Origin of the sequence: Mesorhizobium sp. M0145, from assembly GCF_040322355.1 — a bacterium.
Taxonomy (GTDB): domain Bacteria; phylum Pseudomonadota; class Alphaproteobacteria; order Rhizobiales; family Rhizobiaceae; genus Mesorhizobium.
On the sequence record NZ_JAMYTK010000039.1, the window covers coordinates 1 to 20432 of the forward strand.

Annotated in this window: 19 protein-coding genes; 5 read left to right on the top strand and 14 right to left on the bottom strand. The window is 64.6% G+C overall.

The features are described from left to right. Positions 1 to 129: 129 nt before the first annotated feature. The 5 genes from NKJ28_RS30805 to NKJ28_RS30825 form a co-directional block, all read right to left on the bottom strand. Complete coding sequence (locus NKJ28_RS30805; protein WP_352638290.1) at positions 130 to 1068, bottom strand: ABC transporter substrate-binding protein; 939 nt, start codon at positions 1066 to 1068, stop codon at positions 130 to 132. A gap of 86 nt (positions 1069 to 1154) precedes the next feature. Continuing rightward, positions 1155 to 2132 (bottom strand): ABC transporter permease subunit, encoded by a 978-nt coding sequence (locus NKJ28_RS30810; protein WP_502894527.1) that lies wholly within the window; start codon positions 2130 to 2132, stop codon positions 1155 to 1157. Positions 2133 to 2152: 20 nt separating this feature from the next. After that, positions 2153 to 3697: a sugar ABC transporter ATP-binding protein gene (locus NKJ28_RS30815; RefSeq protein WP_352638292.1), complete on the bottom strand. Its 1545-nt coding sequence runs from the start codon at positions 3695 to 3697 to the stop codon at positions 2153 to 2155. After that, positions 3694 to 5073, bottom strand: a complete 1380-nt coding sequence (locus tag NKJ28_RS30820; protein ID WP_352638294.1) for an FGGY-family carbohydrate kinase — start codon at positions 5071 to 5073, stop codon at positions 3694 to 3696. Before NKJ28_RS30820 ends, NKJ28_RS30815 begins: the two co-directional genes overlap by 4 nt. Then, positions 5070 to 5852, bottom strand: a complete 783-nt coding sequence (locus NKJ28_RS30825) for a DeoR/GlpR family DNA-binding transcription regulator (RefSeq protein ID WP_352638296.1) — start codon at positions 5850 to 5852, stop codon at positions 5070 to 5072. Before NKJ28_RS30825 ends, NKJ28_RS30820 begins: the two co-directional genes overlap by 4 nt. Positions 5853 to 6080: 228 nt before the next feature. Between NKJ28_RS30825 and NKJ28_RS30830 the strand changes: the two genes are divergently transcribed. Genes NKJ28_RS30830 through NKJ28_RS30840 form a run of 3 tightly spaced genes read left to right on the top strand, consistent with a single transcriptional unit; the run spans position 6081 to position 9260 of the window. Continuing rightward, positions 6081 to 7124 (top strand): class II aldolase/adducin family protein, encoded by a 1044-nt coding sequence (locus NKJ28_RS30830; RefSeq protein ID WP_352638298.1) that lies wholly within the window; start codon positions 6081 to 6083, stop codon positions 7122 to 7124. Between the two features lies 1 nt (position 7125). Then, on the top strand, positions 7126 to 8412 hold the full coding sequence (locus NKJ28_RS30835) for an FGGY-family carbohydrate kinase (protein ID WP_352638300.1): 1287 nt from the start codon (positions 7126 to 7128) through the stop codon (positions 8410 to 8412). Continuing rightward, positions 8409 to 9260, top strand: coding sequence for a TIGR01459 family HAD-type hydrolase (locus NKJ28_RS30840; RefSeq protein WP_352456310.1), 852 nt, complete (start codon positions 8409 to 8411; stop codon positions 9258 to 9260). The genes NKJ28_RS30835 and NKJ28_RS30840 overlap by 4 nt, the downstream gene beginning before the upstream one ends. Before the next feature lie 20 nt (positions 9261 to 9280). Here NKJ28_RS30840 and NKJ28_RS30845 read toward each other — a convergent pair whose 3' ends face one another. The 6 genes from NKJ28_RS30845 to tesB form a co-directional block, all read right to left on the bottom strand. Beyond that, positions 9281 to 10087, bottom strand: a complete 807-nt coding sequence (locus tag NKJ28_RS30845; protein WP_352638302.1) for an exodeoxyribonuclease III — start codon at positions 10085 to 10087, stop codon at positions 9281 to 9283. Between the two features lie 134 nt (positions 10088 to 10221). Beyond that, entirely contained in the window at positions 10222 to 10905 is a 684-nt protein-coding gene (locus tag NKJ28_RS30850; RefSeq protein ID WP_031213172.1) for an outer membrane lipoprotein carrier protein LolA, read from the bottom strand. A 134-nt stretch (positions 10906 to 11039) separates the two neighbouring features. Beyond that, entirely contained in the window at positions 11040 to 13694 is a 2655-nt protein-coding gene (locus NKJ28_RS30855; RefSeq protein WP_352638303.1) for an FtsK/SpoIIIE family DNA translocase, read from the bottom strand. 342 nt (positions 13695 to 14036) lie between these two features. Then, positions 14037 to 15359, bottom strand: coding sequence for an ammonium transporter (locus NKJ28_RS30860; RefSeq protein WP_031212694.1), 1323 nt, complete (start codon positions 15357 to 15359; stop codon positions 14037 to 14039). A gap of 49 nt (positions 15360 to 15408) precedes the next feature. After that, a complete protein-coding gene (locus tag NKJ28_RS30865) occupies positions 15409 to 15747 on the bottom strand; it encodes a P-II family nitrogen regulator (protein ID WP_352638305.1) in 339 nt (112 codons plus the stop codon). A gap of 219 nt (positions 15748 to 15966) precedes the next feature. Then, on the bottom strand, positions 15967 to 16842 hold the full coding sequence (gene tesB, locus NKJ28_RS30870; RefSeq protein ID WP_352578118.1) for an acyl-CoA thioesterase II: 876 nt from the start codon (positions 16840 to 16842) through the stop codon (positions 15967 to 15969). A 101-nt stretch (positions 16843 to 16943) separates the two neighbouring features. On the opposite strand from tesB, the gene NKJ28_RS30875 reads away from it, so the two are divergent. Continuing rightward, complete coding sequence (locus tag NKJ28_RS30875) at positions 16944 to 18188, top strand: ubiquinone biosynthesis hydroxylase (RefSeq protein WP_352578117.1); 1245 nt, start codon at positions 16944 to 16946, stop codon at positions 18186 to 18188. A 31-nt stretch (positions 18189 to 18219) separates the two neighbouring features. On the opposite strand, the gene NKJ28_RS30880 is transcribed toward NKJ28_RS30875, so the two are convergent. The 3 genes from NKJ28_RS30880 to NKJ28_RS30890 form a co-directional block, all read right to left on the bottom strand. Beyond that, the gene (locus tag NKJ28_RS30880; RefSeq protein WP_352578116.1) at positions 18220 to 18747 is read right to left on the bottom strand and encodes a hypothetical protein; all 528 of its coding nucleotides are present in this window, start codon (positions 18745 to 18747) and stop codon (positions 18220 to 18222) included. A gap of 143 nt (positions 18748 to 18890) precedes the next feature. Continuing rightward, positions 18891 to 19247, bottom strand: a complete 357-nt coding sequence (locus tag NKJ28_RS30885) for a YciI family protein (protein WP_352450152.1) — start codon at positions 19245 to 19247, stop codon at positions 18891 to 18893. A gap of 2 nt (positions 19248 to 19249) precedes the next feature. Then, positions 19250 to 19489, bottom strand: coding sequence for a hypothetical protein (locus tag NKJ28_RS30890; RefSeq protein ID WP_031212700.1), 240 nt, complete (start codon positions 19487 to 19489; stop codon positions 19250 to 19252). Positions 19490 to 19712: 223 nt separating this feature from the next. Between NKJ28_RS30890 and NKJ28_RS30895 the strand changes: the two genes are divergently transcribed. Continuing rightward, on the top strand, positions 19713 to 20138 hold the full coding sequence (locus tag NKJ28_RS30895) for an OsmC family protein (RefSeq protein ID WP_031212702.1): 426 nt from the start codon (positions 19713 to 19715) through the stop codon (positions 20136 to 20138). Positions 20139 to 20432 lie beyond the last annotated feature (294 nt).

The following is a 20432-nucleotide window of genomic DNA, read 5'->3' on the forward strand; positions in this document are numbered from 1 at the left end:
ACCACACAGACTTTTTTCCCCGCCTCCCTCCCGCTCGTCCCCCCCCCCCCCCCCCTGGGTTTTCGCCACCCGCCGCCTCCAACAACCCGGGGGCGGCCGCCCCCCCCCCCCCCACCAGGCTTGGGAGGCTTAGCGAGCCGCGGTCCAGCCCTTGTAATCCTTCAAACTGTCGGCCGTGATCAGCTTCGGGTCGAGCAGCACCGTCGGCTCGGCCGGCTTCTTGCCGGCAAGCAGGTCAGCCGCCATCGTCAGCGACTGGCCGGCCATCACATAGGGATCCTGCGAGGCCGAGGCCTTGATCATCGACGTGCCGGAGGCGAGTTCCTTCTCGATATCGGGTGCACCGTCGACCGCGGTGAAGATGAACTCCGAGCGGTTGAGCTGCTTGGCCGCAAGCTGGGCGCCGATCGCCGTCGGATCGTTGATGGCGAAGACCGCGTCGATCTTGTCGAAACGCGTCAGCAGCGACTGGAACACTTTCAGGCCGCCGTCACGCGAGCCTTCGGCGTTCTGGTCGTCGGAAAGGATCTTGATGTCGGGGTGCTTTGCCAGCACGTCCTTGCAGCCCTTGACCCGCTCCAGGATCGACGACGAGGCCGGGCCATTGAGGATGACATAGTCGCCCTTGCCGCCGGTATTATCGACCAGATACTGGCACGCCTCTTCGCCGGCCTTGACGTTGTTGGTCATCACGGTGACGTCGGCGCCCGGCGCCGAAACGTCGAAAGCGGCAACGACGATGCCGGCCGCCTGCGCCTTCTTCACCGCCGGCGCGATCGCCTTGGCATCGACTGCGTTGAGCATGATGACGTCGACACCGGCAGCGATGAAGGAATCGACCTGCGATACCTGCTTGTTGAGATCGTAGTCGGCCGATACCGAGGTCACCTGCACATTCGGGTTGATCTTCTTGGCCGCGTCCTCGATGCCCTTGATGGTGGCGACGAAGAACGGGTTGCCGAGCAGTCCGACCGAGATGCCGACCTTGTTCAGATCCTTTGCCGATGCCGGCGCGATGACGGCGGCCGCAAGGGCGACGCCGCAGAGCAGTTTAGCGATTGTCTTCATTGTTTTATTTTCCTCCTGATGCCCCGCGCCTCTCACGGTGCGTTACACATGAAACCGGCTCGTTGGATGCCGGCGACTAAGGGCCATCACGTTCTTGCTCCTGCCTGGAGCCGGTAACGGTCGAGGGCGACCGCCACGATGATGACCAATCCCTTGATGATGTACTGCCAGATGTCCGAAACACCGGCGAGGATGAGCCCGTTGGACAGCACGGCGATGATCAGGCCGCCGATCAGCGTGCCCCAGATCGAGCCGACACCGCCGACGAAACTGGTGCCGCCGAGGATGACTGCGGCAATGGCGTCGAGTTCGTAGGACTGGCCGAGCTGAAGCCCGTTGGCGGCATAGAGCCGGGCCGCCGACATGGCGCCGCCAAGGCCGGCCAGAAGGCCGGAAACGCCGTAGACGAAGAGCAGCACCAGCGGCACCTTGATGCCGGTCAGCCTGGCGGCCTCGGCGTTGCCGCCGACGGCGTAGATCCAGGTGCCGAGCACGGTGCGCTTGAGCACCAGCCAGGACAGGACGACGACCGCCAGCGCGATGATTACCAGCCACGGAATGCCGAACAGCGAACCGTTGCCGATGAAGTCGAACGGCAGGTCCGCGTTGAACACCGTCGTGTCCTGGCCGAGCAGGCGGGCGACGCCGCGCACGGCGGTCAGCGATCCCAGCGTGACGATGAAGGGCGGCAGCTTGATATAGGCGATCAGCAGCCCGTTGATGACGCCGAAACCGAGCCCGACGAGAATGGCCGCGGGCACGCCCAGCAGTCCCCAATCGGGCACCAGCGACACCATCACCGCCACCATCGCCGAGGCGGCAAGGATCGAGCCGACGGACAGGTCGATGCCGCCGGTCAGGATGACGAAGGTCATGCCGGCGGCCAGCACGATGTTGATCGACGATTGCTGCATGACGATCAGCAGATTGGTCTGGGTGAAAAAGCGCGGATTGATGAACTGGAAGCCGACCGCCAGCAGGATCAGGATCGGCAGCATGCCGAGTGCGGCGATGGCGGTACGCCACCTCGTGCTCCTGCCGACCGCCCGGTCGTCCGCTTTCATCGTGTCGGCCACCTTGTCGGTCATCGCTGAGCCGCTCCCGTTGCAAGTTCCATGATCGCTTCCTGCCGCAGCGGCTCGCCCTCCGACGCCGTCACCTCGCCGGCAATGGTGCCGTCGCGCATCACCAGCACGCGGTCGGCGATGCCGATCACCTCCGGCAGTTCGCTGGAGATCATCAGGATGGCGATGCCTTTCTTGGCCAGGTTGTCGATCAGCCGATAGATTTCCGACTTCGCCCCGACATCGACGCCGCGGGTCGGCTCATCGAGGATGACGACCTGCGGCTCGGTTTCCAGCAGGCGGGCGAGCAGCACCTTCTGCTGGTTGCCGCCCGACAGCGAGCCGGCATTGGCCTGCACCGAGCTGGTGCGGATGGAGAGGTCTGACACCGCCTTGGCGGCGCGCTTTTCGGCAGCCGTGAAGTCGCGCAAACCGCCGGCCTTCGCGTCCTTTGCCAGCACGCCCATGCTGATATTGTCGGAGATCGACATGTCGAGAAACAGGCCAAGTTGCTTGCGGTCCTCGGTCAGATAGGCGATGCCGGCATCGAGCGCCTCGCTCGGCGAACCGATGGATATCGGTTTGCCGCCGAGCTCCAGCGTGCCTGATGTGTGCCTGTCGGCGCCGAAGATCAGCCGTGCCAGTTCGGTCCGGCCCGAGCCGACCAGGCCGGCCAGTGCCAGTACCTCGCCCTTGTGGAGGTCGAAGGAACAATTCTTTATGAGATTGCCGTCCGACATGCCGCGCACCGACAGCGCGATGGCGCGCTTGCTGTCCGGCGGACGGTGATCCTTCTTGTAGAACGTCGACAGATCGCGCCCGACCATCATCGATACCAGGCGCGAGGCGTTCAGGTCGGCGCGGTCGAGCGTGCCGACATAGCCGCTGTCGCGTAGCACGCTGACGCGGTCGGCGAGCTGGTAGACCTCTTCCATGCGGTGGCTGATGTAGATGATGGCGATGCCTTGCGACTTCAGCGTCGCGATCACCTCGAACAGCCGGTCGGTCTCACGCGAGGTCAGCGACGTGGTCGGCTCGTCCATGACGATGATGCGCGCATTGGTCGACAGTGCGCGGGCGATTTCCACCAGCTGTCGCTCGCCAAGCGACAGGCTTGCGACCGGACTGCGCGCCGAGAAGGTCACGCCGAGCCGCGCGATGATCTCGCTGGCGCGCCGATTGCACTGCTCGCGGTCGACAACGCCGAACCGTCGCGGCTCGTTGCCGAGAAAAATGTTCTGCGCTACCGACAGATTAGGCGCCAGCGACAGCTCCTGATAGATGACCGCAATGCCGGCGGCGCGCGCCTTGATCGGGTCGCCAGTCGCGGCCGGCACGCCGTCGATCAGGATTTCGCCGCCGGGGTCCGGCCGGTAGGCGCCGGACAGCACCTTCATCAGCGTCGACTTGCCGGCACCGTTTTCGCCCATCAGCGCGTGCAGCTCGCCGGCGTGAACGGTCAGCGACACATCGTGCAAGGCGCGGATCGCACCGAACGTCTTGGAGATGTGGCGCATCTCCAGCACCGGCTGGCGCACCGTCTCGATCCGGGCGGCGGCGCTCATCGCGCACCTCCTGCGGCTGCGCTGGCCACAGCCCGGTCGGCGGCAAGGCCGCGCCAGTCGTTGCGATAGCCGGCAAGGCCGCTGAAACTTGCCGCATGCACCGCCTCCGGCGCTTCAGTGGCAAACTCGCGCCCGACGCTTTCGAAGGCAAGTGCGGCAGCACCGGTGGCGCTGCCCTCCAGCGTTGCTCCCTGCAGGAAAGCCTGCCCGGGCCGCAACTGCGCCAGCAACGCGGCAAGCAGCCCGCCATTGTTCAGGCCGCCGTCGACGATCACTGTGTTGTCCGAATGGATCAGCTCGAGGCACAGATCGACCATCAGCGCGACATAGAGCAGCGCCATGGCCGCGCGTTCCTCGGCATTGGGCGTACGCCCGACCAGTTCGCCGCGGCGGTGCGGCATCGGGCCGCCGGGCGCGAAGCTCGGCAGCGCCATAATGCCGGCGTCGATCACCCGTTGTATCGATGACGGCGCGATTGCGCCCTGCCAGCCGGCGCTGATCGTGGCGAATTCGCGCCCGCCCATGAAGCGGACGGTTGGCACTGGGCCGCCATCGACATCGACATTGACCAGCATGTCGCGCTCGCCGTCGAGTGCGTCGAGCGGGCAGTCCGGATTGAGCACGACCACCCAGGTGCCGGTCGAGACCACGGTCACCGCCCCGAGCTGCTGCCGGCGGTAGGCATGGAGCGCGGCATTGCTGTCGTGGACGCCATTATGGATGGCGACTGGCTTCGCGGCCTGGCCGAAGCGCTGCTCGCCGATCACCGCGCCTGCACGCTCGAAGGCGGGCATCTGGCGGCGCCAGCCCTCGGCATCGACCAGCGAGCTGAAATCGCGTTTGCGCGGCGCCCATAAATGCGAGTGGCAGCCAAGATACGACACTTCCGATACCGGCCGGCCGCCAAACCGCCAGCTCCAATATTGGGGGTAGCCGAGGATCGATTTCGCTGTGGCGAAGGCACCGGGCTCCACCTCCTTCAGCCACAACATGTGGCGGCCGTAGTTGAAGCCAAGCGGCAGGCGCGGCGAAAAGGTCTCGGCAAAATCCGGAATGCGGCGGTCGATCTGCGCGGCGATTTCAGCTGGCGGTTCCTGCTCGTAATCGAGGATCGGATGCGTCAGCGCGGCTTCGTCGACCAACGCGAAGGTGCAGCCATGGCCGGATACCATCAGCCCTTCCACGCCATGCGTGTCGACTGCATCATCAACGGCGCGAGCCGCCCAGTCGTGCAGCGCTGGCTCGTCGAGCACGCTGAAGCCGCCTTTGCGGATCCAGCTCGGCTGGGTGCGGCGCTCGTCGAGGATCTGTCCGTCCTGGCCGAAGACGAACAGCTTCGAATTGGTCTTGCCGAAATCGAGGACGGCGATGTTCACTGGGCGCCTCCCGAGGAAGCCGCGATCCGCACCATGACGCCGGCATCTTCGAGCGTGCGGGCATCTGTCTCGGACAGGCCGTCATCGGTGACCAGCGTGCCGATCCGCGACAGCGGCAGTGCCACATTGCGCGCGTGGATCGACAGTTTTCGGCTGTCGGCCAGCACGACGATCTGGTCGGCGCAGAGGCTGAGCTCGACGATCGAGCGGACCAGCAGCGGGTGCGATTCCAGAAGGCCTTCCTGGCCGATGCCTTGCGCGCCGAGAAAGAACTTCGAGGCGTAGAACGGCACCGTCTGCGTCAGCGAATGGATGATGCCCGGCTCGCGGTGCAGTTCGCCGCCGGCGACGGTGAGGCTGCAATGGCCGTGGTCGCTGAGATAGGCCGCGAGCGGCATCGAGTTGGTGTAGAGCCGGATGTTGCGGTCCGCGAGCTTGACGCCGAGATGGAAGCAGGTCGAACCGCCATGCACGATGACCGCGTCGCCGTCGCGCACCATGGTGGCGGCGAGAGCGGCGATCTGCCGCTTGGCCTCGACGGCGAGGTCGCGGTTCTCGTCATAGGGCCTGGCATAGGCGACGCCGGCTTGCGAAGCGCCATCGAGCGCCGAGATGCCGCCATAGACCTTGCGCGCTTCGCCGGCCTCGTCGATCTTGTCGATGTCGCGCCGCACTGTCGCCGCCGACACGCCAAGCCGCTCCTGCAGCTCGCGCACCGATGCGAAAGGCCGGTCCCGCAAAAGCTCGACAATCTGGCGCTGGCGGCCGGAGTCGCTCAACCCTTACCTCCCAATGCGCTTGCCTCCCAAGCATTTTGCAGGGCATTGCCATTTTGCACGGCAATTGGTGCAACTTACTCAACACGCCTCGGATTGCAAGCCTGATCTGACGCGATAACATCACTGTTGACGTAACTTACTCGCATCTGCGATACCAGCGTCGGTCTTCGTCCCGGCACCGGGACGTCCAAAGCCGTGGCCACGCGGCCGGTTTGTGGAGGAATTTCGATGACGATCAGTGCGGATGCGCAGGAACTGGCAGCGCTGCAGTCGCTTTCGGCCGCCATCGGCAGCGACCCGCATCTGACCCAGGCCGCCGGCGGCAACACCTCGCTGAAAGCCGGCGACACCCTCTGGATCAAGGCCTCCGGCACCTGGCTGAAGGACGCGCTCATCGCCGACATCATGGTGCCGGTCGGCATCCCGCCATTGCTCGACGCCATCGAACGGCGCGACCCGGCCGCCGAACAGCCGCAGGCCTTCACTGTCGACGCCCTCAACGCGCGCGGCTTGCGCCCGTCGATCGAGACCACCGTGCATGCGCTGATGCCGCAGCGCATCGTTCTGCATGTTCACTGCGTCGAGACCATTTCGCTGGCCGTGCAGGCCGACTGCGAGGCCGAGGCCGCCAGGCGGCTCGACGGCCATCAATGGGCGTATATTCCCTATCGCCGGCCGGGACTGCCGCTCGCGCAGGGTATCGCCGAGCGCCTTCGGCCAGGCGTGGATATCCTGATCCTCGGCAATCACGGCCTGGTCGTTGCAGCCGAGACCGTCGCCGCGGCCGACATGCTGCTGCGGCGCGTGACACGACTGTTGGCGCGGCCGCCGCGCCAGGTGGCGGAACCGGACATCGCGGCATTGACGGCGCGCGCCGGCGACAGCGACTACAGATTGCCGGCGGACGTTGAGGCGCATGCGGTGGCGATCGACCCCGAAAGCTGCCGCATGGCTTCGGCTGGCAGCCTCTACCCCGACCACGTCATCTTTCTCGGCGAAGGCTCGGTCCTGGCGAGACCGGACGAGGGTGTGAAGCGCGTCATCGAGCGCTGCGGCGCCGCACCCGTGGCGATCCTGTTTCCTGGACTCGGCGTGTTGATGCGCGGCGACGCCGGCGCCGGTGCCGACGCCATGCAGCGCTGCCTTTCCGACGTGACAGCGCGGATCAATGTCGCGGCGAAGCTGAATTATCTGACAGCGGCGGAGAATAACGAGCTGATCAACTGGGACGCCGAAAAATATCGCCAGAAACTCAATGCCGGAGGCAGCTGACATGCCGCGTTCGTCTGGTCCGCTTGCCATCGGCATCGACATCGGCACATCCGGCGCGCGCGCCGTCGCCATGCGTCCGGACTTTTCAATTGCCGCGCATTCCGCTATTGCCCTCGAGCGATTTGGGCCGAACGGCCGCGACCCAGCCATATGGTGGGAGGCGGTCGGCGCGACGTTGGCGGAACTGCTCAAATGTATCGATCGCGCGGCAGTGCGCTCGATCGCCGTCGACGGTACGTCGGGCACGCTGCTGCCGGTCGACGGCGCCGGGCGGCCGCTGGCCGAACCGCTGATGTACAACGACAAGGTCGCTGACGACACTATCCTGACTGAAATAGCCGGCGCGGCACCGGCAACGAGCGCTGCACTTGGGGCGACCTCCGGTCTCGCCAAGGCGCTGTCTTTCCAGCACCTGCCCGGCGTCGCCACTGTGCTGCACCAGGCAGACTGGATCGCCGGACAGTTTTCCGGCCGCTTCGATGTCAGCGACGAGAACAACGCCCTGAAGACCGGCTACGACGTCGGGGCCCGGCACTGGCCGGACTGGATCGCGGCGACCGGCGTGCGCATGGAATTCCTGCCCCGCGTCGTGCGGCCGGGCGATGTCACGGACACGCTCACCGCCAGCGCTGCGAAAATGTTCGGCCTGCCGCGCGACGTGGTTATCGTTGCCGGCACGACGGATGGCTGCGCCTCATTCCTGGCGACCGGTGCGAGTGCCGCGGGCGACGGCGTTACCGCGCTCGGCTCGTCGCTGACCATCAAGATCCTCTCCGACCGGCCGATCTCGGCGCCGCAATTCGGCATCTACAGCCATCGGCTGGGTGACACCTACCTGGCGGGCGGCGCCTCGAACTCCGGCGGCAAGGTGCTGGCCCAGCATTTCCCCGTCGCCCGCATTGTCGAACTCAGCAAAAAAATCGACCCGGCGACGAAGACCGGCCTCGATTATTACCCGCTGCCGGCGCCGGGCGAACGCTTCCCCATAGCCGATCCGGCGCTGCCGCCACGCCTCGAGCCGCGGCCCGCGGACGACGCCGACTATCTGAAAGCGATGTTCGAGGGTATTGCGGCGATCGAAGCGCTCGGCTATCGCCGGCTTGCCGAACTCGGCGCCCCCCGGCTGACATCGGTCAGGAGCGTCGGCGGCGGTGCGGCCAATCCGGCCTGGACAGCGATCCGGCAGCGCAAGCTTGGCGTCGCTCTCGTGCCGGCTCTTTCGGAGGAGGCCGCTGCCGGCACGGCGCGGCTGGCGCTGATGGGCGCAAGCGCAGCGGGGCTTTTATGACGGCCAAGGCAATTCAACACCTCGACGGCATCGCCGCGCTGACCGACCGCTATCAGGTGTTCCTGCTCGACCAATTTGGTGTGCTGCACGACGGCACCAGCGCCTATCCAGGTGCTGTCGAAGCGTTGTCGGCACTCAAGCGCGCCGGCAAGACCATCGTACTGATCTCGAATTCCGGCAAGCGGGCGCAACCCAATGAGCGCCGCCTGCTGAAGCTCGGCTTCGAACCGGGAAGCTGGGATCACTTTGTCTCCTCCGGCGAGGTGGCGTGGCGCTCCTTCCACCAAATGGCAGCATCCGGAGCCCTGCGCCCGCAGACAAAATGCCTGCTGATCCGCCGCGACAATGACCGTTCGGCTGTCGACGGCCTGCCCTTCGTCCTGGCCAAGGACGGCAACGATGCCGAACTGGTGCTGATTTCCGCCAGCGAGGGCGATCGCTACGACCTCGACCATTATCGCCGGCTTCTTGGTCCGGCGGCGGCGCGGCGGGTGCCATGCTTCTGCACCAATCCCGACAAGATCATGCTGACTGCCGTCGGCCCTCGCTTCGGCGCCGGCCGGCTCGCCGATCTCTATGAGAGCCTCGGCGGCAGCGTGGCGCGCATTGGCAAGCCCAATCCGCAGATATTCGAGGCAGCGCTGGCACTGGCGGGCCACCCGGAGCGCGACAGCGTGGTCTGCGTCGGCGACAGCGTCGAGCACGACATCGCCGGCGGCAACGGCGTCGGCGTCGCGACGACGCTGGTCCTGTCGGGCATATTGGCGGGGGCGCCTGACCTGGAGGACGTTTTCGCCACGCTGAACGCCCGTCCCGACTACATCGCGGATAGCTTCAGGTTTCGCTGAGTTGTTAAGGCGAGACAAAGCTAATCCAGGTTGAAACGCCCGATCACCGGCACATGGTCCGAGGGCCGTTCCCAGCCGCGCGCCGGCCGCAGGATTTCATAGCCGGCAAAATGCGGCACCAGGTTTGGCGACGACCAGACATGGTCGAGGCGGCGGCCGCGATTTGAGGCCTGCCAATCCTGGGCGCGATAGCTCCACCAGGTGTAGAGTTTCTCCTCGTAAGGCACATTGAGCCGCATCAGGTCGATCCAGTCGCCGGCGAGCCGCATTGCCTCGAAGTTTTCCGTCTCGACCGGCGTATGGCTGACGACATTGAGGAGCTGCTTGTGCGACCAGACATCGTGCTCGAGCGGCGCGATGTTGAGGTCGCCGACCAGGATCGAGCCGGAGTGCTCGTCATGCTCGGCGCGGACGGCGTTCATCTCGGCAACGAAATCGAGCTTGTGCTTGAACTTGCGGTTGACGGCCGGGTCGGGCTCGTCGCCGCCGGCCGGAACGTAGAAATTGTGCAGCAGGATCGTTTTGCCGCCGGCCTTGACGGTGACCGACAGATGCCGGCTGTCGTCGATCTCGCAGAAGCGGCGCTTTTCGACCACCTCGATCGGACGGCGCGCTATGGTCGCAACGCCGTGATAGCCCTTCTGGCCGTGGAAGGCGATGTGCTCGTAGCCGAGCTTGCGGAACGCCTTCTCCGGAAACAATTCGTCCGGAACCTTGGTTTCCTGCAGGCAGAGCACGTCCGGTGCCTGCTCGACCAGCAGGCGCTCGACGATCGGCATGCGCAGCCGGACGGAGTTGATGTTCCAGGTAGCGACGGAAAACGGCATGTGGGGTTCCGGACAACGCAAGATCCGCCGGATGGCTCCGACGGAAGTCAATCGCGGAAACTACTGCCAGCCGCGCACCGCAAAAACAAGCCGCCCGCACCAACGCGGAAAAGCCATCCAGCAGCAGTAGCAAGTTACCGCGTCTTGGTGTTCAGCTCGCGGTTCGCCGTATAGTCGATGGCGAAGGTGTCGGGGGCGAAGCTGACGCCCTCCTTGGTGTTGAAGATCATCACCGTCGTGTCCTTGCCTTGCGCATCGGTGATGGTCCACTGCCGCAATTCATAAGATTTCGGATCGAACATCATGGTGATCTTCGAATTGCCGAACACCGATTTGTCGGCAAGCTGGATGGTGGTGAGATCGTCCTCTTCCTTGACGCTTCTGACGCGCCCGCCCGACAGATCGATCTTGTCGTCGAGCAGCAGCTTCAGCGGCGTCTTCGACAGCGGATAGAGGTCGGAGGTCCGCAGCTTCTTGTTGAGGATGACCACCGACTTGCCGTCGGAAATCACCCTGAAATTCGAGGCGCCGTCGTAATTGAAGCGGATCTTGCCCGGCCGTTCCAGAAAGAACTTGCCGCCGGTCTGCTCGCCCTTGGGTCCGAACTGCACGAACTCGCCGCTCATCGATTTGACCGAGGAGAAATGATCGGCGATCTTCTGCGCCGTCGCCGGAACCGCTGCTTGCGCCGACGCCAGCAACTGGAAGCCGGGCACGAGGTTGGCGGCCGCCGCACCGGCCAGGACCAGGCCGAGGCCGAGCACCTGCCGGCGGGTTGGGGCGAAATCCCTGCTTGGGGCGAGAGTTGCGTTTTTCATGCCGGTCACCATCATCTGATTGCTTGCTCGTTATATTGGTCTGGCCCCCCAGTTGGGCTTAAGTTTGGCGGGCCGCACGGCGCCCGTCCGCTGCAACGCGCCAAAAGGTTCAAAGTTGCCGGCGCGGACGCGCTCTAGAACTTGTCGTCCTCCGTCGGCACCAGGATTTCGCGTTTTCCGGCATGGTTGGCCGGGCCGACAATGCCTTCCTTCTCCATCTTCTCGATGATCGAGGCGGCGCGGTTGTAGCCGATGCCGAGCCGGCGCTGGATGTAGCTGGTCGAGGCCTTGCCGTCGCGCAGCACCACCGCGACCGCCTGGTCGTAGGGATCGTCGGAATCCTCGAAATTGCCGCCGTCGCCGCCGCCACTGCCTTTGCCCGTCGGCTCGTCGTCATCCTTGTCGTCGTCCTCGGTGATGGCGTCGAGATATTCCGGCACGCCCTGCAGCTTCAGATGCGCGACAATTTTCTCCACCTCGTCGTCGGAGACGAAGGGACCGTGCACGCGCTGGATGCGGCCGCCGCCGGCCATGTAGAGCATGTCGCCCATGCCGAGCAGCTGTTCGGCGCCCTGCTCGCCCAGGATGGTGCGGCTGTCGATCTTCGATGTCACCTGGAAGGAGATGCGGGTCGGGAAATTCGCCTTGATGGTGCCGGTGATGACGTCGACCGACGGCCGCTGCGTCGCCATGATGACATGGATGCCGGCGGCGCGCGCCATCTGCGCCAGGCGCTGCACCGCGCCTTCGATGTCCTTGCCGGCGACCATCATCAAATCGGCCATCTCGTCGATGATGACGACGATGTAGGGCATCGGCTCGAGGTCGAGGTTCTCCGTCTCGTAGATCGCCTCGCCGGTTTGGCGGTCGAAGCCGGTCTGCACGGTGCGCGAGATCCTTTCGCCCTTTTTCTCGGCCTGCTGCACGCGCGCGTTGAAGCCGTCGATGTTGCGGACGCCGACCTTGGACATCTTGCGGTAGCGGTCCTCCATCTCCCGCACGGTCCATTTTAGCGCCACCACCGCCTTCTTCGGATCGGTGACGACCGGCGTCAGAAGATGCGGAATGCCGTCATAGACCGAGAGCTCCAGCATCTTTGGATCGATCATGATCAGCCGGCAGTCCTGCGGCGTCAGCCGGTAGAGCAGCGACAGGATCATGGTGTTGATGGCGACGGACTTGCCCGAGCCGGTGGTGCCGGCGACCAGCACGTGCGGCATTTTGGCGATGTCGACGATCACCGCCTCGCCATTGATGGTCTTGCCCAGCGCCAGCGCCAGCTTGGCCTTGGTGGTTTCGAAATCGCGGCTGGCCATGATCTCGCGCAAATAGACCGTCTCGCGCCTGGCGTTCGGCAATTCGATGCCGATCGCGTTGCGGCCGGGCACCACGGCGACACGGCAGGCGATGGCGCTCATCGAGCGGGCGATGTCGTCGGACAGGCCGATGACCCGCGACGATTTGATGCCGGGCGCCGGTTCCAGCTCGTAGAGCGTGACGACCGGACCCGGACGCACATGGATGATTTCGCCCTTGACGCCGAAATCCTCCAGCACGCCCTCGAGCAGGCGGGCGTTCTGCTCCAGCGCGTCCTTGGACAGGCTGGCGTCGCGCACCACGTTCTTTGGTTCCGACAGGAAGTGCAGCGACGGCATCTCGAATTTTTCCGAGCCGATCAGCGAAGTCTGCGCCTCGCGCTGGACGCGGGCGCCGGGGGCCGGCCGCGGCGCCGGCGCCTCGACGCGTGTCGCCGCGTCGGAACGGAAGTTCTGCACCTTGGCCGTCGGCGCGGCGCGGCGCTGGCCGGCCGGCTCGGGCGCGAAATCCATGTCGTCGTCATTGTCGTTATCGAAGACGTCGGCATCGTCAGGGTCGATCGAGGCACTGCGGTCGTTGACCATGGCGGCGAAGAATTCCGGCTCGACGCGGGCGCGCCCGCCCGGGCTCATCCGCGCCTCGGCGAACTCGGCCGATTCGACCCGTTCGGCCGCCCGCCGCCAGGCGCTGGGGCGCGGTTCCATCTCCGGCTCGAAATCGTCGCGCTCGCGCCGGCGCGCGGCGCGGCGGCGCAGATAGGCCCGCAGCGACAGCCACCAGTGGGTGATGGCGCCAAGCGCCAATATACCTTCGTCGCCCTCGTCCTCTTCATTGTCGAAAAGCAGGTCCTCCTGCGGATCGGGCACTGCAGGCTGTTCGAGGACGGCAAAGCCGTTCTTGCGCGAAATCAGCGCCGAGCCATACAAGAATACCCACAGCGCCGGCGCTGCCAGGAGCACGGCGAGCACGCTGGCGACGAGGCCGGTCGGATAGCCGCCGATGACCAGGCCCGGGATATTGAGCACCATGTCGCCGAAGACGCCGCCGAGGCCGGTCGGCAGCGGCCAGGTCTTGGGCGGCACCACGCAGCCGGCAATTGCCGCGCCAAGCAGCGAAAACCCGAACCAGGCCAGCGCCCGTTTCGGCAGCCGGTCGACGCCGCGCGCGGTAAACAGCAGAAATCCCCAGATCACCGCCGGCACCAGCGCCGCAACGGCGGCAAGTCCGAAGAACTGCATGGCAATGTCGGAAAAGACGGCGCCGGCATAACCCATTGCATTGGTGACGATATTGTCGGTGGCATGCGAAAAGCTCGGATCGGCGACGTTCCAGGTTGCAAGGGCGGCGACGCCGAAACCAACCAGAGCAAACAGCCCGGCACCGACCAGCCGCCCGACCTGGCGCCTCGCGAACGACCGGATGCCGTGCTCCGTATCGGCCAGCGCAAGCGGTGCTGAAGCCCCTGAACGCATGCTCTTCCTCGTCTGTCGTTGCCCGGCCGGGCGCGGACGCGCAACACGGCAGATTCGGCTGTCAGACTAGCGGCGGGAAGGTTAAGGGCGCATTAACCATGGGCATTCTGCGTCACCGGAACGGGCGACCGCCACCACAGTTCGGAGCCGCTGCGGCCGCTGTTTCACGTCGCCGGCGGATCGAGCACCTTGATCAAGCGACCGTGATCGAGCCATCACGGCCATCCGCGCGCAAAAAAGAGGCCCGGAAATCTTCCGGGCCTCAAGGCGTGAGCCCTTTCGGGAGCATCACGACGGGATCTTCCCGGCACCGGCAAAACGCCGGTACCAGCCAATACCTTTTTACGGCACCACTTCGCCGTGCTGGCTGATGTCGAGGCCTTCGACCTCTTCCGGGGTGGAAGGACGCAGGCCGACCAGCGCCTTGACGATGTAGAGGATCACGAAGCTCGCGATCGCCGTCCACAGGATGGTGAAGACGATACCGTAGAGCTGCTTGCCGACAGAGGCGCCCGAGCCGAGGCTGTTGATCGCCGGATCGGCGAGCACGCCGGTCAGCAATGCACCGATGATGCCGCCGATGCCGTGCACGCCGAATGCATCGAGCGAGTCGTCATAGCCGAACGCGTGCTTGAGCTTGACGGCCGAGACGTAGCAGAGCACGCCGGCGACGATGCCGACGATGAAGGCGCCGGTCGGATTGACGAAGCCGGAAGCCGGCGTCACCGCGACCAGGCCAGCGACGGCGCCCGAGATGATGCCGAGAACGCTCGGCTTCTTGGCGACGATCCATTCGGCGAACATCCAGGCGAGCGCCGCAGCAGCAGCGGCAACCTGGGTGTTCAGCATTGCGGCACCGGCAAGGCCGTCGGCGGCCAGTTCCGAGCCGGCGTTGAAGCCGAACCAGCCGACCCACAGCAGCGAAGCGCCGATGACGGAGTAGACGAGGTTGTGCGGCGCCATGTTGGTGGTGCCGTAGCCTTCACGTTTGCCGAGAACCAGCGCGCAGACCAGGCCGGCAACACCGGCATTGATGTGAACGACGGTGCCGCCGGCGAAATCGAGAACGCCGGCTGTGCCGAGGAAGCCGCCGCCCCACACCCAGTGCGCGATCGGGGCGTAGACCACCAGCAGCCACGCGCCCATGAAGATGAGCAGCGCCGAGAACTTCATGCGTTCGGCGAAGGCGCCGGCAATCAGCGCCGGCGTGATGATGGCGAAGGTCATCTGGAACATCGAGAAGACGAACTCAGGAATGTTCGCCACGCCCGGCAGCCACAGCGAGGAGGTGGTGATGCCGTTGTGGAAGAACTTCGAGAAGCCGCCGAGATAGGCATTCATGCCGCCGCCATCCGAGAAGGCCAGCGAGTAGCCGAACATGAACCACAGCACCGTCACCAGGCAGGTGATGGCAAAGCTCTGCATGATGGTGGCGAGCACGTTCTTTTTGCGCACCATGCCGCCATAAAACAGCGCCAGGCCCGGTATGGTCATCATCAGCACCAGCGCCGTCGAGGTCAACATCCAGGCTGTGTTGCCGGTGTCGAGCGCGGGCGCAGGGGCAGCCGGTGCCGCCGGTGCCGCTTCCTGCGCGAACGCAGCAACCGTGCCCAGTGCAGCGAGAGCGAGCGAACCTAAAACGGCCGCGCGTCCCGTTATCTTCAAGGTGGAAGGAATATTCATTGAACTCTCCATTGGAATACGTATCCGCAGCTCAAAGCGCGTCGGTGTCTGTTTCGCCGGTGCGAATGCGCACCGCCTGGTCGATGCCGAAAACGAAGATCTTGCCGTCGCCGATCTGGCCGGTCTTGGCCGCCGCAGTGATGGCTTCGACGGCCTTGTCGACTATGTCGACAGCGACCGCGACTTCGATCTTGATTTTCGGCAGGAAGCTGACCGCGTATTCCGCCCCGCGATAGATTTCCGTGTGCCCCTTCTGACGTCCGTAGCCTTTTACTTCGGTGACGGTCAGGCCCTGGATGCCGACTGCGGTGAGCGCCTCGCGCACCTCGTCGAGCTTGAACGGCTTTATGATTGCCATCACGATCTTCATAAGGTTTCACCCTTTGCTGTTGCGGGTCCCCGCGTTTGCACGACTTCGCCGATCCCCATGAGAGCCGGAGAGTGCCCGCTAGGATTCAAGCTCCGTGCCAATTGCCGAAGCAGGGTGTTAAGCTGTTGTTAAACAACGAAATCGAGAAGGTCTGGCAGCTGCCTGTTCACAGGCGCGGCAGTGCATATGCTTAAAAAATAGGCAAATTTCGAAAAATGCCTACTCCGCAGGCGGCCGCTTCAGCCGGATGAGTCCTTCTTGGGCAACCGAGGCGATCAAGGTGCCGTCGCGGGCAAACAGCGAGCCGCGGGTAAAACCACGCGATCCTTGCGTCGACGGGCTGTCTTGCGTGTACAGCATCCAGTCGTCGAGCGGATGGCTGCGGTGGAACCACATGGCGTGGTCGAGGCTGGCTGCCTGGATATCACGATCGAAAATGGCGCGGCCATGGGCAAAGGTCGAGGTGTCGAGCAGCGTCATATCCGAGAGGTAAGCGAGCACGGCCGCCTGCGTGGCGCGGTCGGCTGGCACCGGGCCGGTGGTGCGGATCCAGATGTTCTGCTTCGGCTCGAGCTTTTCCCGGCTGGTATAATGCTTCAGCATCACCGGCTTCATCTCGATCGGCCGGTCGCGCTCCCAATAGCGCTTGATGCCGTCGGGCACGGCTTCGCCGAACTTGCCCAGCAATTCGCGCTGCGACAGCAACGTGTCGGGCGCCGGCACGTCCTGCGGCATCGGCACCTGATGTTCCAGGCCGACCTCATCCTGCTGGAACGAGGCTTCCAGCGAAAAGATCGCCTGGCCGTGCTGGATCGCCACGACGCGGCGCGTGGTGAAGGAGCCGCCGTCACGGATGCGGTCGACCTCGTAAATGATAGGCACCTTGGTGTCGCCCGGCCGCATGAAATAGCCATGCAGCGAATGCACGTGGCGCTCGGGCTCGATCGTTCGCTGCGCGGCGACCAGCGCCTGGGCGATGGTCTGGCCGCCGAAGATGCGCTGCCAATCGAGCTTGGGGCTGCGACCACGATATAGGTTGTGTTCCAGCTGCTCGAGGTCGAGAATGCCGAGAAGCTCGTCCATGGCTGCCGTCATCTTGACCTCGCCGCAAAATTACCATGGCGGTTTCCGACAGGAACAGCGGGCAGTCAAGGGCGGAATGCCCGGCGACAGTCAGGCTGCGAAAGGAATTGCCCATGGTCGACAGCAAGAATTCGCTCGACGTTCTGGTCGCCGGCGCCGGTTATATCGGCTTGGCCGCCGCCGTGTCGCTGAAGCAGGCGCGGCCGAGCCTCGCCGTCGCCGTCGTCGATGCCGCGCCGGCCGGCGTCTGGCAGAAGGACGGCCGCGCCTCGGCGATTGCCGCCGCCGCGTGCCGCATGCTCGACCAGCTCGGCGTCTGGAACGAGATCGCGCCGGAGGCGCAGGCAATCACCGAAATGATTGTCACCGATTCGCGCACATCCGATCCGGTCCGCCCGGTGTTCCTCACCTTCGACGGCGAGGTCGCGCCCGGCGAACCCTTTGCGCATATGGTCGCCAACAAGGATTTGAACGGCGCCTTGCGCCGGCGCGCCGAACAACTCGGCATCGGCATCATCGAAGGCGTCGCCGTCAGCGCCTTCGACATCAACGGCGCCGGCATAACGGTGCATCTTGCCGACGGCGCGACGCTGAAGGCGCGGCTGCTGGTTGCCGCCGACGGCGTCAATTCGAAGCTGCGCGACATGGCCGGCATCAAGACGGTGAAATGGGAGTATGGCCAGTCCGGCATCGTCTGCACGGTGGCGCACGAGCGGCCGCACAACGGCCGCGCCGAAGAGCATTTCCTTCCCGCGGGCCCGTTTGCCACGCTGCCGCTCAAGCCGGGCAAGGACGGCACCAACCGCTCATCGATCGTCTGGGTCGAACGGTCGCAGGATGCCGAGAAACTGGTCAGTGGCGACACGCTGGTCCTGGAATATGAGCTCGAGCAGCGCTTTGGCCTCAAACTCGGCGAAATCCATATCGCCGACAAGCCCCGCGCCTGGCCTCTCGGGCTGACCATTGCGCGCGCCTTCGTCGCGCCGCGCATCGCCTTGGCCGGCGACGCCGCCCACGGCATCCACCCGATCGCCGGCCAGGGTCTCAATCTCGGCTTCAAGGACGTGGCGGCGCTGGCCGAAGTGGTGGTCGAGGGCGACCGGCTCGGCCAGGACATCGGCGCGCTCGACGTGCTCGAGCGCTACCAGCAATGGCGGCGTTTCGACACGGTGCAGATGGGCATCACCACCGATGTGCTGAACCGGATGTTTTCCAACGATTTCGGCCCGCTGCGCACTTTGCGCGACATCGGCCTCGGCCTTGTCGAACGCATGCCGCGGCTGAAGGGGTTCTTCATCCGCCACGCGTCGGGTCTGTCCGGCGACACGCCGAAACTGTTGAAGGGCGAGGCGATTTAGGCTTGGCAAGTGCGCGTCACTGGCCGTTCGGTCAGTTGACCTCGAAGCCCAGCTTCTGGCGCAGCCTGAGCATTCGCTGGTCGGAAATCTGCAGGCTTTGCCCACCCGCCTCCGCCACACGGCCGACCATCTGCAGCAGATCGTTCCTTTCAGCCGCGTCGAGGCGTTCGCGCAGGAACGGCGCCAGCTTGTCGATGACGACCGTGGCGTCGTCGATTTGCGAAGCCGCCCATTTGGCGTAGATCACCGCCTCATCGGTCTGCTTTTTATCGGCAATCTCCGAAATGACCGATTGAATGGCGGCTTCGCGTTGCGGCAGGATAGGACCGTTCTCGGAAACGATGGCGGTGATCAGCGTCGCGGCCGCCACGACCGGATCGTCGATCGCCGTCAGCGGCGAGAGTGCCGCCTGCTTGCGCAGCTTCTTGCGGCGCACATTGCCCTGCACGCGGCCAACGACGTCGGCAACCTCACGCGCCGCGTCGTTCATGATCTTCAGCCGGTACCACCAGAAGCCCGCTGCTCCGAGCAGGCCGATTGCTGCAATCAATATATGCATGCCCCGAAATCCCCCGATCTCGGCGACGATAGGAGAAGTATTGCTTCGCTTCAACACGCAAAAGTTGCGTCCGACGAAGAAAACGAAAGCCCATGCCAGTCGTTGGTCCCCGCCGCTCCGCGGAGGAACTTATCGAGACATCTCTATGACCCGGGCACCTTATAGATCGCCCGCACCTCGATCGTGCCGATTTCGGCCAGCGGAATCTCGCCCGCGATCTCCAGCGCCTCGTCGAGGCTCTCGGCCTCGATCATGACGAAACCGAGCAACTGCTCCTTGGTTTCGGCGAAGGGGCCGTCGGTGACCAGCCGCTTGCCCTTGCGCCTGCGAACGGTTTTCGACGTTTTCACCGATTGCAGCGCCTGCGCGATGATCAGCATCCCGCGTTGGTCCAATGACCGGTCATGGGCCATCGAATCGGCGTCGAGCTTGGCCAGCCTCTCGGGCGTCATTGCGTAGAGATCTTTTTCTTCACCATAAACCAGGCAAACATACTTCATTTTTATCTCCATTCCTGGCTTGAAGCCGAAGACGAGGCTACGGAAATCTCCGCGGAGCCCTTGCCTGCCGCAGAATCGAGACCGGCCGCAGCATAGTCGAGAAGAGATACCGCAATCCCGATAATGGCAATCGCCGCAAGCAATCGGCCGAAGCCGGAAGGCTGCAGGCGCGACCAGTCGGCTTGTTGTTCACCGGCCCTGTAGCCGGTGCTTGTGCAGTGAGCAGAAAACAGGTTGTTCATGTGGTCCTCCATCCGGCCACCAAGTCCATGGCCGCCCGCAGGACGGCCGGGACAGATGGAAGTCGACATTTTTGCACGCGTATTTTTTTCGAATTTTTTTTCGCTCGACATGATGTGTCACGCTGCCGCCGATACGAAAGCGTGGGTGGCCTTCGCTCCGGCGCGCGCTATAGTCGACTGGATGCCGATCACGGGCTCAATCACGACAATCAAGGAGGAATTGATGGACCGCACCGCCAACGCCGTTTGGAAAGGCAGTTTCAAGGAAGGCAAAGGCACGCTCGATACACAGAGCGGGACGCTGAAGGGCACGCCCTATTCCGCCAAGATGCGTTTCGAGGACGAGAGCGGCAAATCCGGCACCAACCCGGAAGAGCTGATCGCCGCCGCCCATGCCGGCTGCTACGCCATGCAGCTTTCGCATTTTCTCGCCGAGAACGGCACTCCGGCCGCCGAACTCGACGCCAAGGCCGTGGTAACGCTGGTTCCCGGCACCGGCATCACCGGCAGCGCGATCACCCTGGTCGGCAAGGTACCGGGCATCGATGCCGCCAAGTTCAAGGAATTGGCCGAGAAGGCCAAGGCCGAATGCCCGGTCTCGAAAGCGCTCGGCGCCATCAAAGTATCGCTCGACGCTAGGCTCGGGTGAGGGAGCTTTTATGCCTGATAGATTCCAACTGGTGTTGGAGTCCATCAATTGTTGAAGTCGGCGCCGCCCCTCATTGCCCTGCCGGGCATTTCTCCCCGTAAGTGACGGGGAGAAAGAAGCTGGCCGCAGCTGCGGCACTCTTCTTGCAACGTTGATGATTGACGAAACCGTCGAAGAGCGTCCCTCTCCTCGTCCCTATACGGGAGAGGTCGCCGGCAGGCGGGGCAGCGCCAGCCAATCGAAAGTAGGCAACGAACACGTTACCTGAGGGGCCGTCCCCGACGTCTCGAAAAT

Excerpts from the sequence above, each read along its gene's own strand:
- NKJ28_RS30805 (WP_352638290.1), bottom strand. The coding sequence starts at position 1,068 with ATGAAGACAATCGCTAAACTGCTCTGCGGCGTCGCCCTTGCGGCCGCC.
- NKJ28_RS30810 (WP_502894527.1), bottom strand. The coding sequence starts at position 2,132 with ATGAAAGCGGACGACCGGGCGGTCGGCAGGAGCACGAGGTGGCGTACC.
- NKJ28_RS30815 (WP_352638292.1), bottom strand. The coding sequence starts at position 3,697 with ATGAGCGCCGCCGCCCGGATCGAGACGGTGCGCCAGCCGGTGCTGGAG.
- NKJ28_RS30830 (WP_352638298.1), top strand. The coding sequence starts at position 6,081 with ATGACGATCAGTGCGGATGCGCAGGAACTGGCAGCGCTGCAGTCGCTT.
- NKJ28_RS30835 (WP_352638300.1), top strand. The coding sequence starts at position 7,126 with ATGCCGCGTTCGTCTGGTCCGCTTGCCATCGGCATCGACATCGGCACA.
- NKJ28_RS30840 (WP_352456310.1), top strand. The coding sequence starts at position 8,409 with ATGACGGCCAAGGCAATTCAACACCTCGACGGCATCGCCGCGCTGACC.
- NKJ28_RS30845 (WP_352638302.1), bottom strand. The coding sequence starts at position 10,087 with ATGCCGTTTTCCGTCGCTACCTGGAACATCAACTCCGTCCGGCTGCGC.
- NKJ28_RS30850 (WP_031213172.1), bottom strand. The coding sequence starts at position 10,905 with ATGAAAAACGCAACTCTCGCCCCAAGCAGGGATTTCGCCCCAACCCGC.
- NKJ28_RS30855 (WP_352638303.1), bottom strand. The coding sequence starts at position 13,694 with ATGCGTTCAGGGGCTTCAGCACCGCTTGCGCTGGCCGATACGGAGCAC.
- NKJ28_RS30865 (WP_352638305.1), bottom strand. The coding sequence starts at position 15,747 with ATGAAGATCGTGATGGCAATCATAAAGCCGTTCAAGCTCGACGAGGTG.
- tesB (WP_352578118.1), bottom strand. The coding sequence starts at position 16,842 with ATGACGGCAGCCATGGACGAGCTTCTCGGCATTCTCGACCTCGAGCAG.
- NKJ28_RS30875 (WP_352578117.1), top strand. The coding sequence starts at position 16,944 with ATGGTCGACAGCAAGAATTCGCTCGACGTTCTGGTCGCCGGCGCCGGT.
- NKJ28_RS30880 (WP_352578116.1), bottom strand. The coding sequence starts at position 18,747 with ATGCATATATTGATTGCAGCAATCGGCCTGCTCGGAGCAGCGGGCTTC.
- NKJ28_RS30885 (WP_352450152.1), bottom strand. The coding sequence starts at position 19,247 with ATGAAGTATGTTTGCCTGGTTTATGGTGAAGAAAAAGATCTCTACGCA.
- NKJ28_RS30890 (WP_031212700.1), bottom strand. The coding sequence starts at position 19,489 with ATGAACAACCTGTTTTCTGCTCACTGCACAAGCACCGGCTACAGGGCC.
- NKJ28_RS30895 (WP_031212702.1), top strand. The coding sequence starts at position 19,713 with ATGGACCGCACCGCCAACGCCGTTTGGAAAGGCAGTTTCAAGGAAGGC.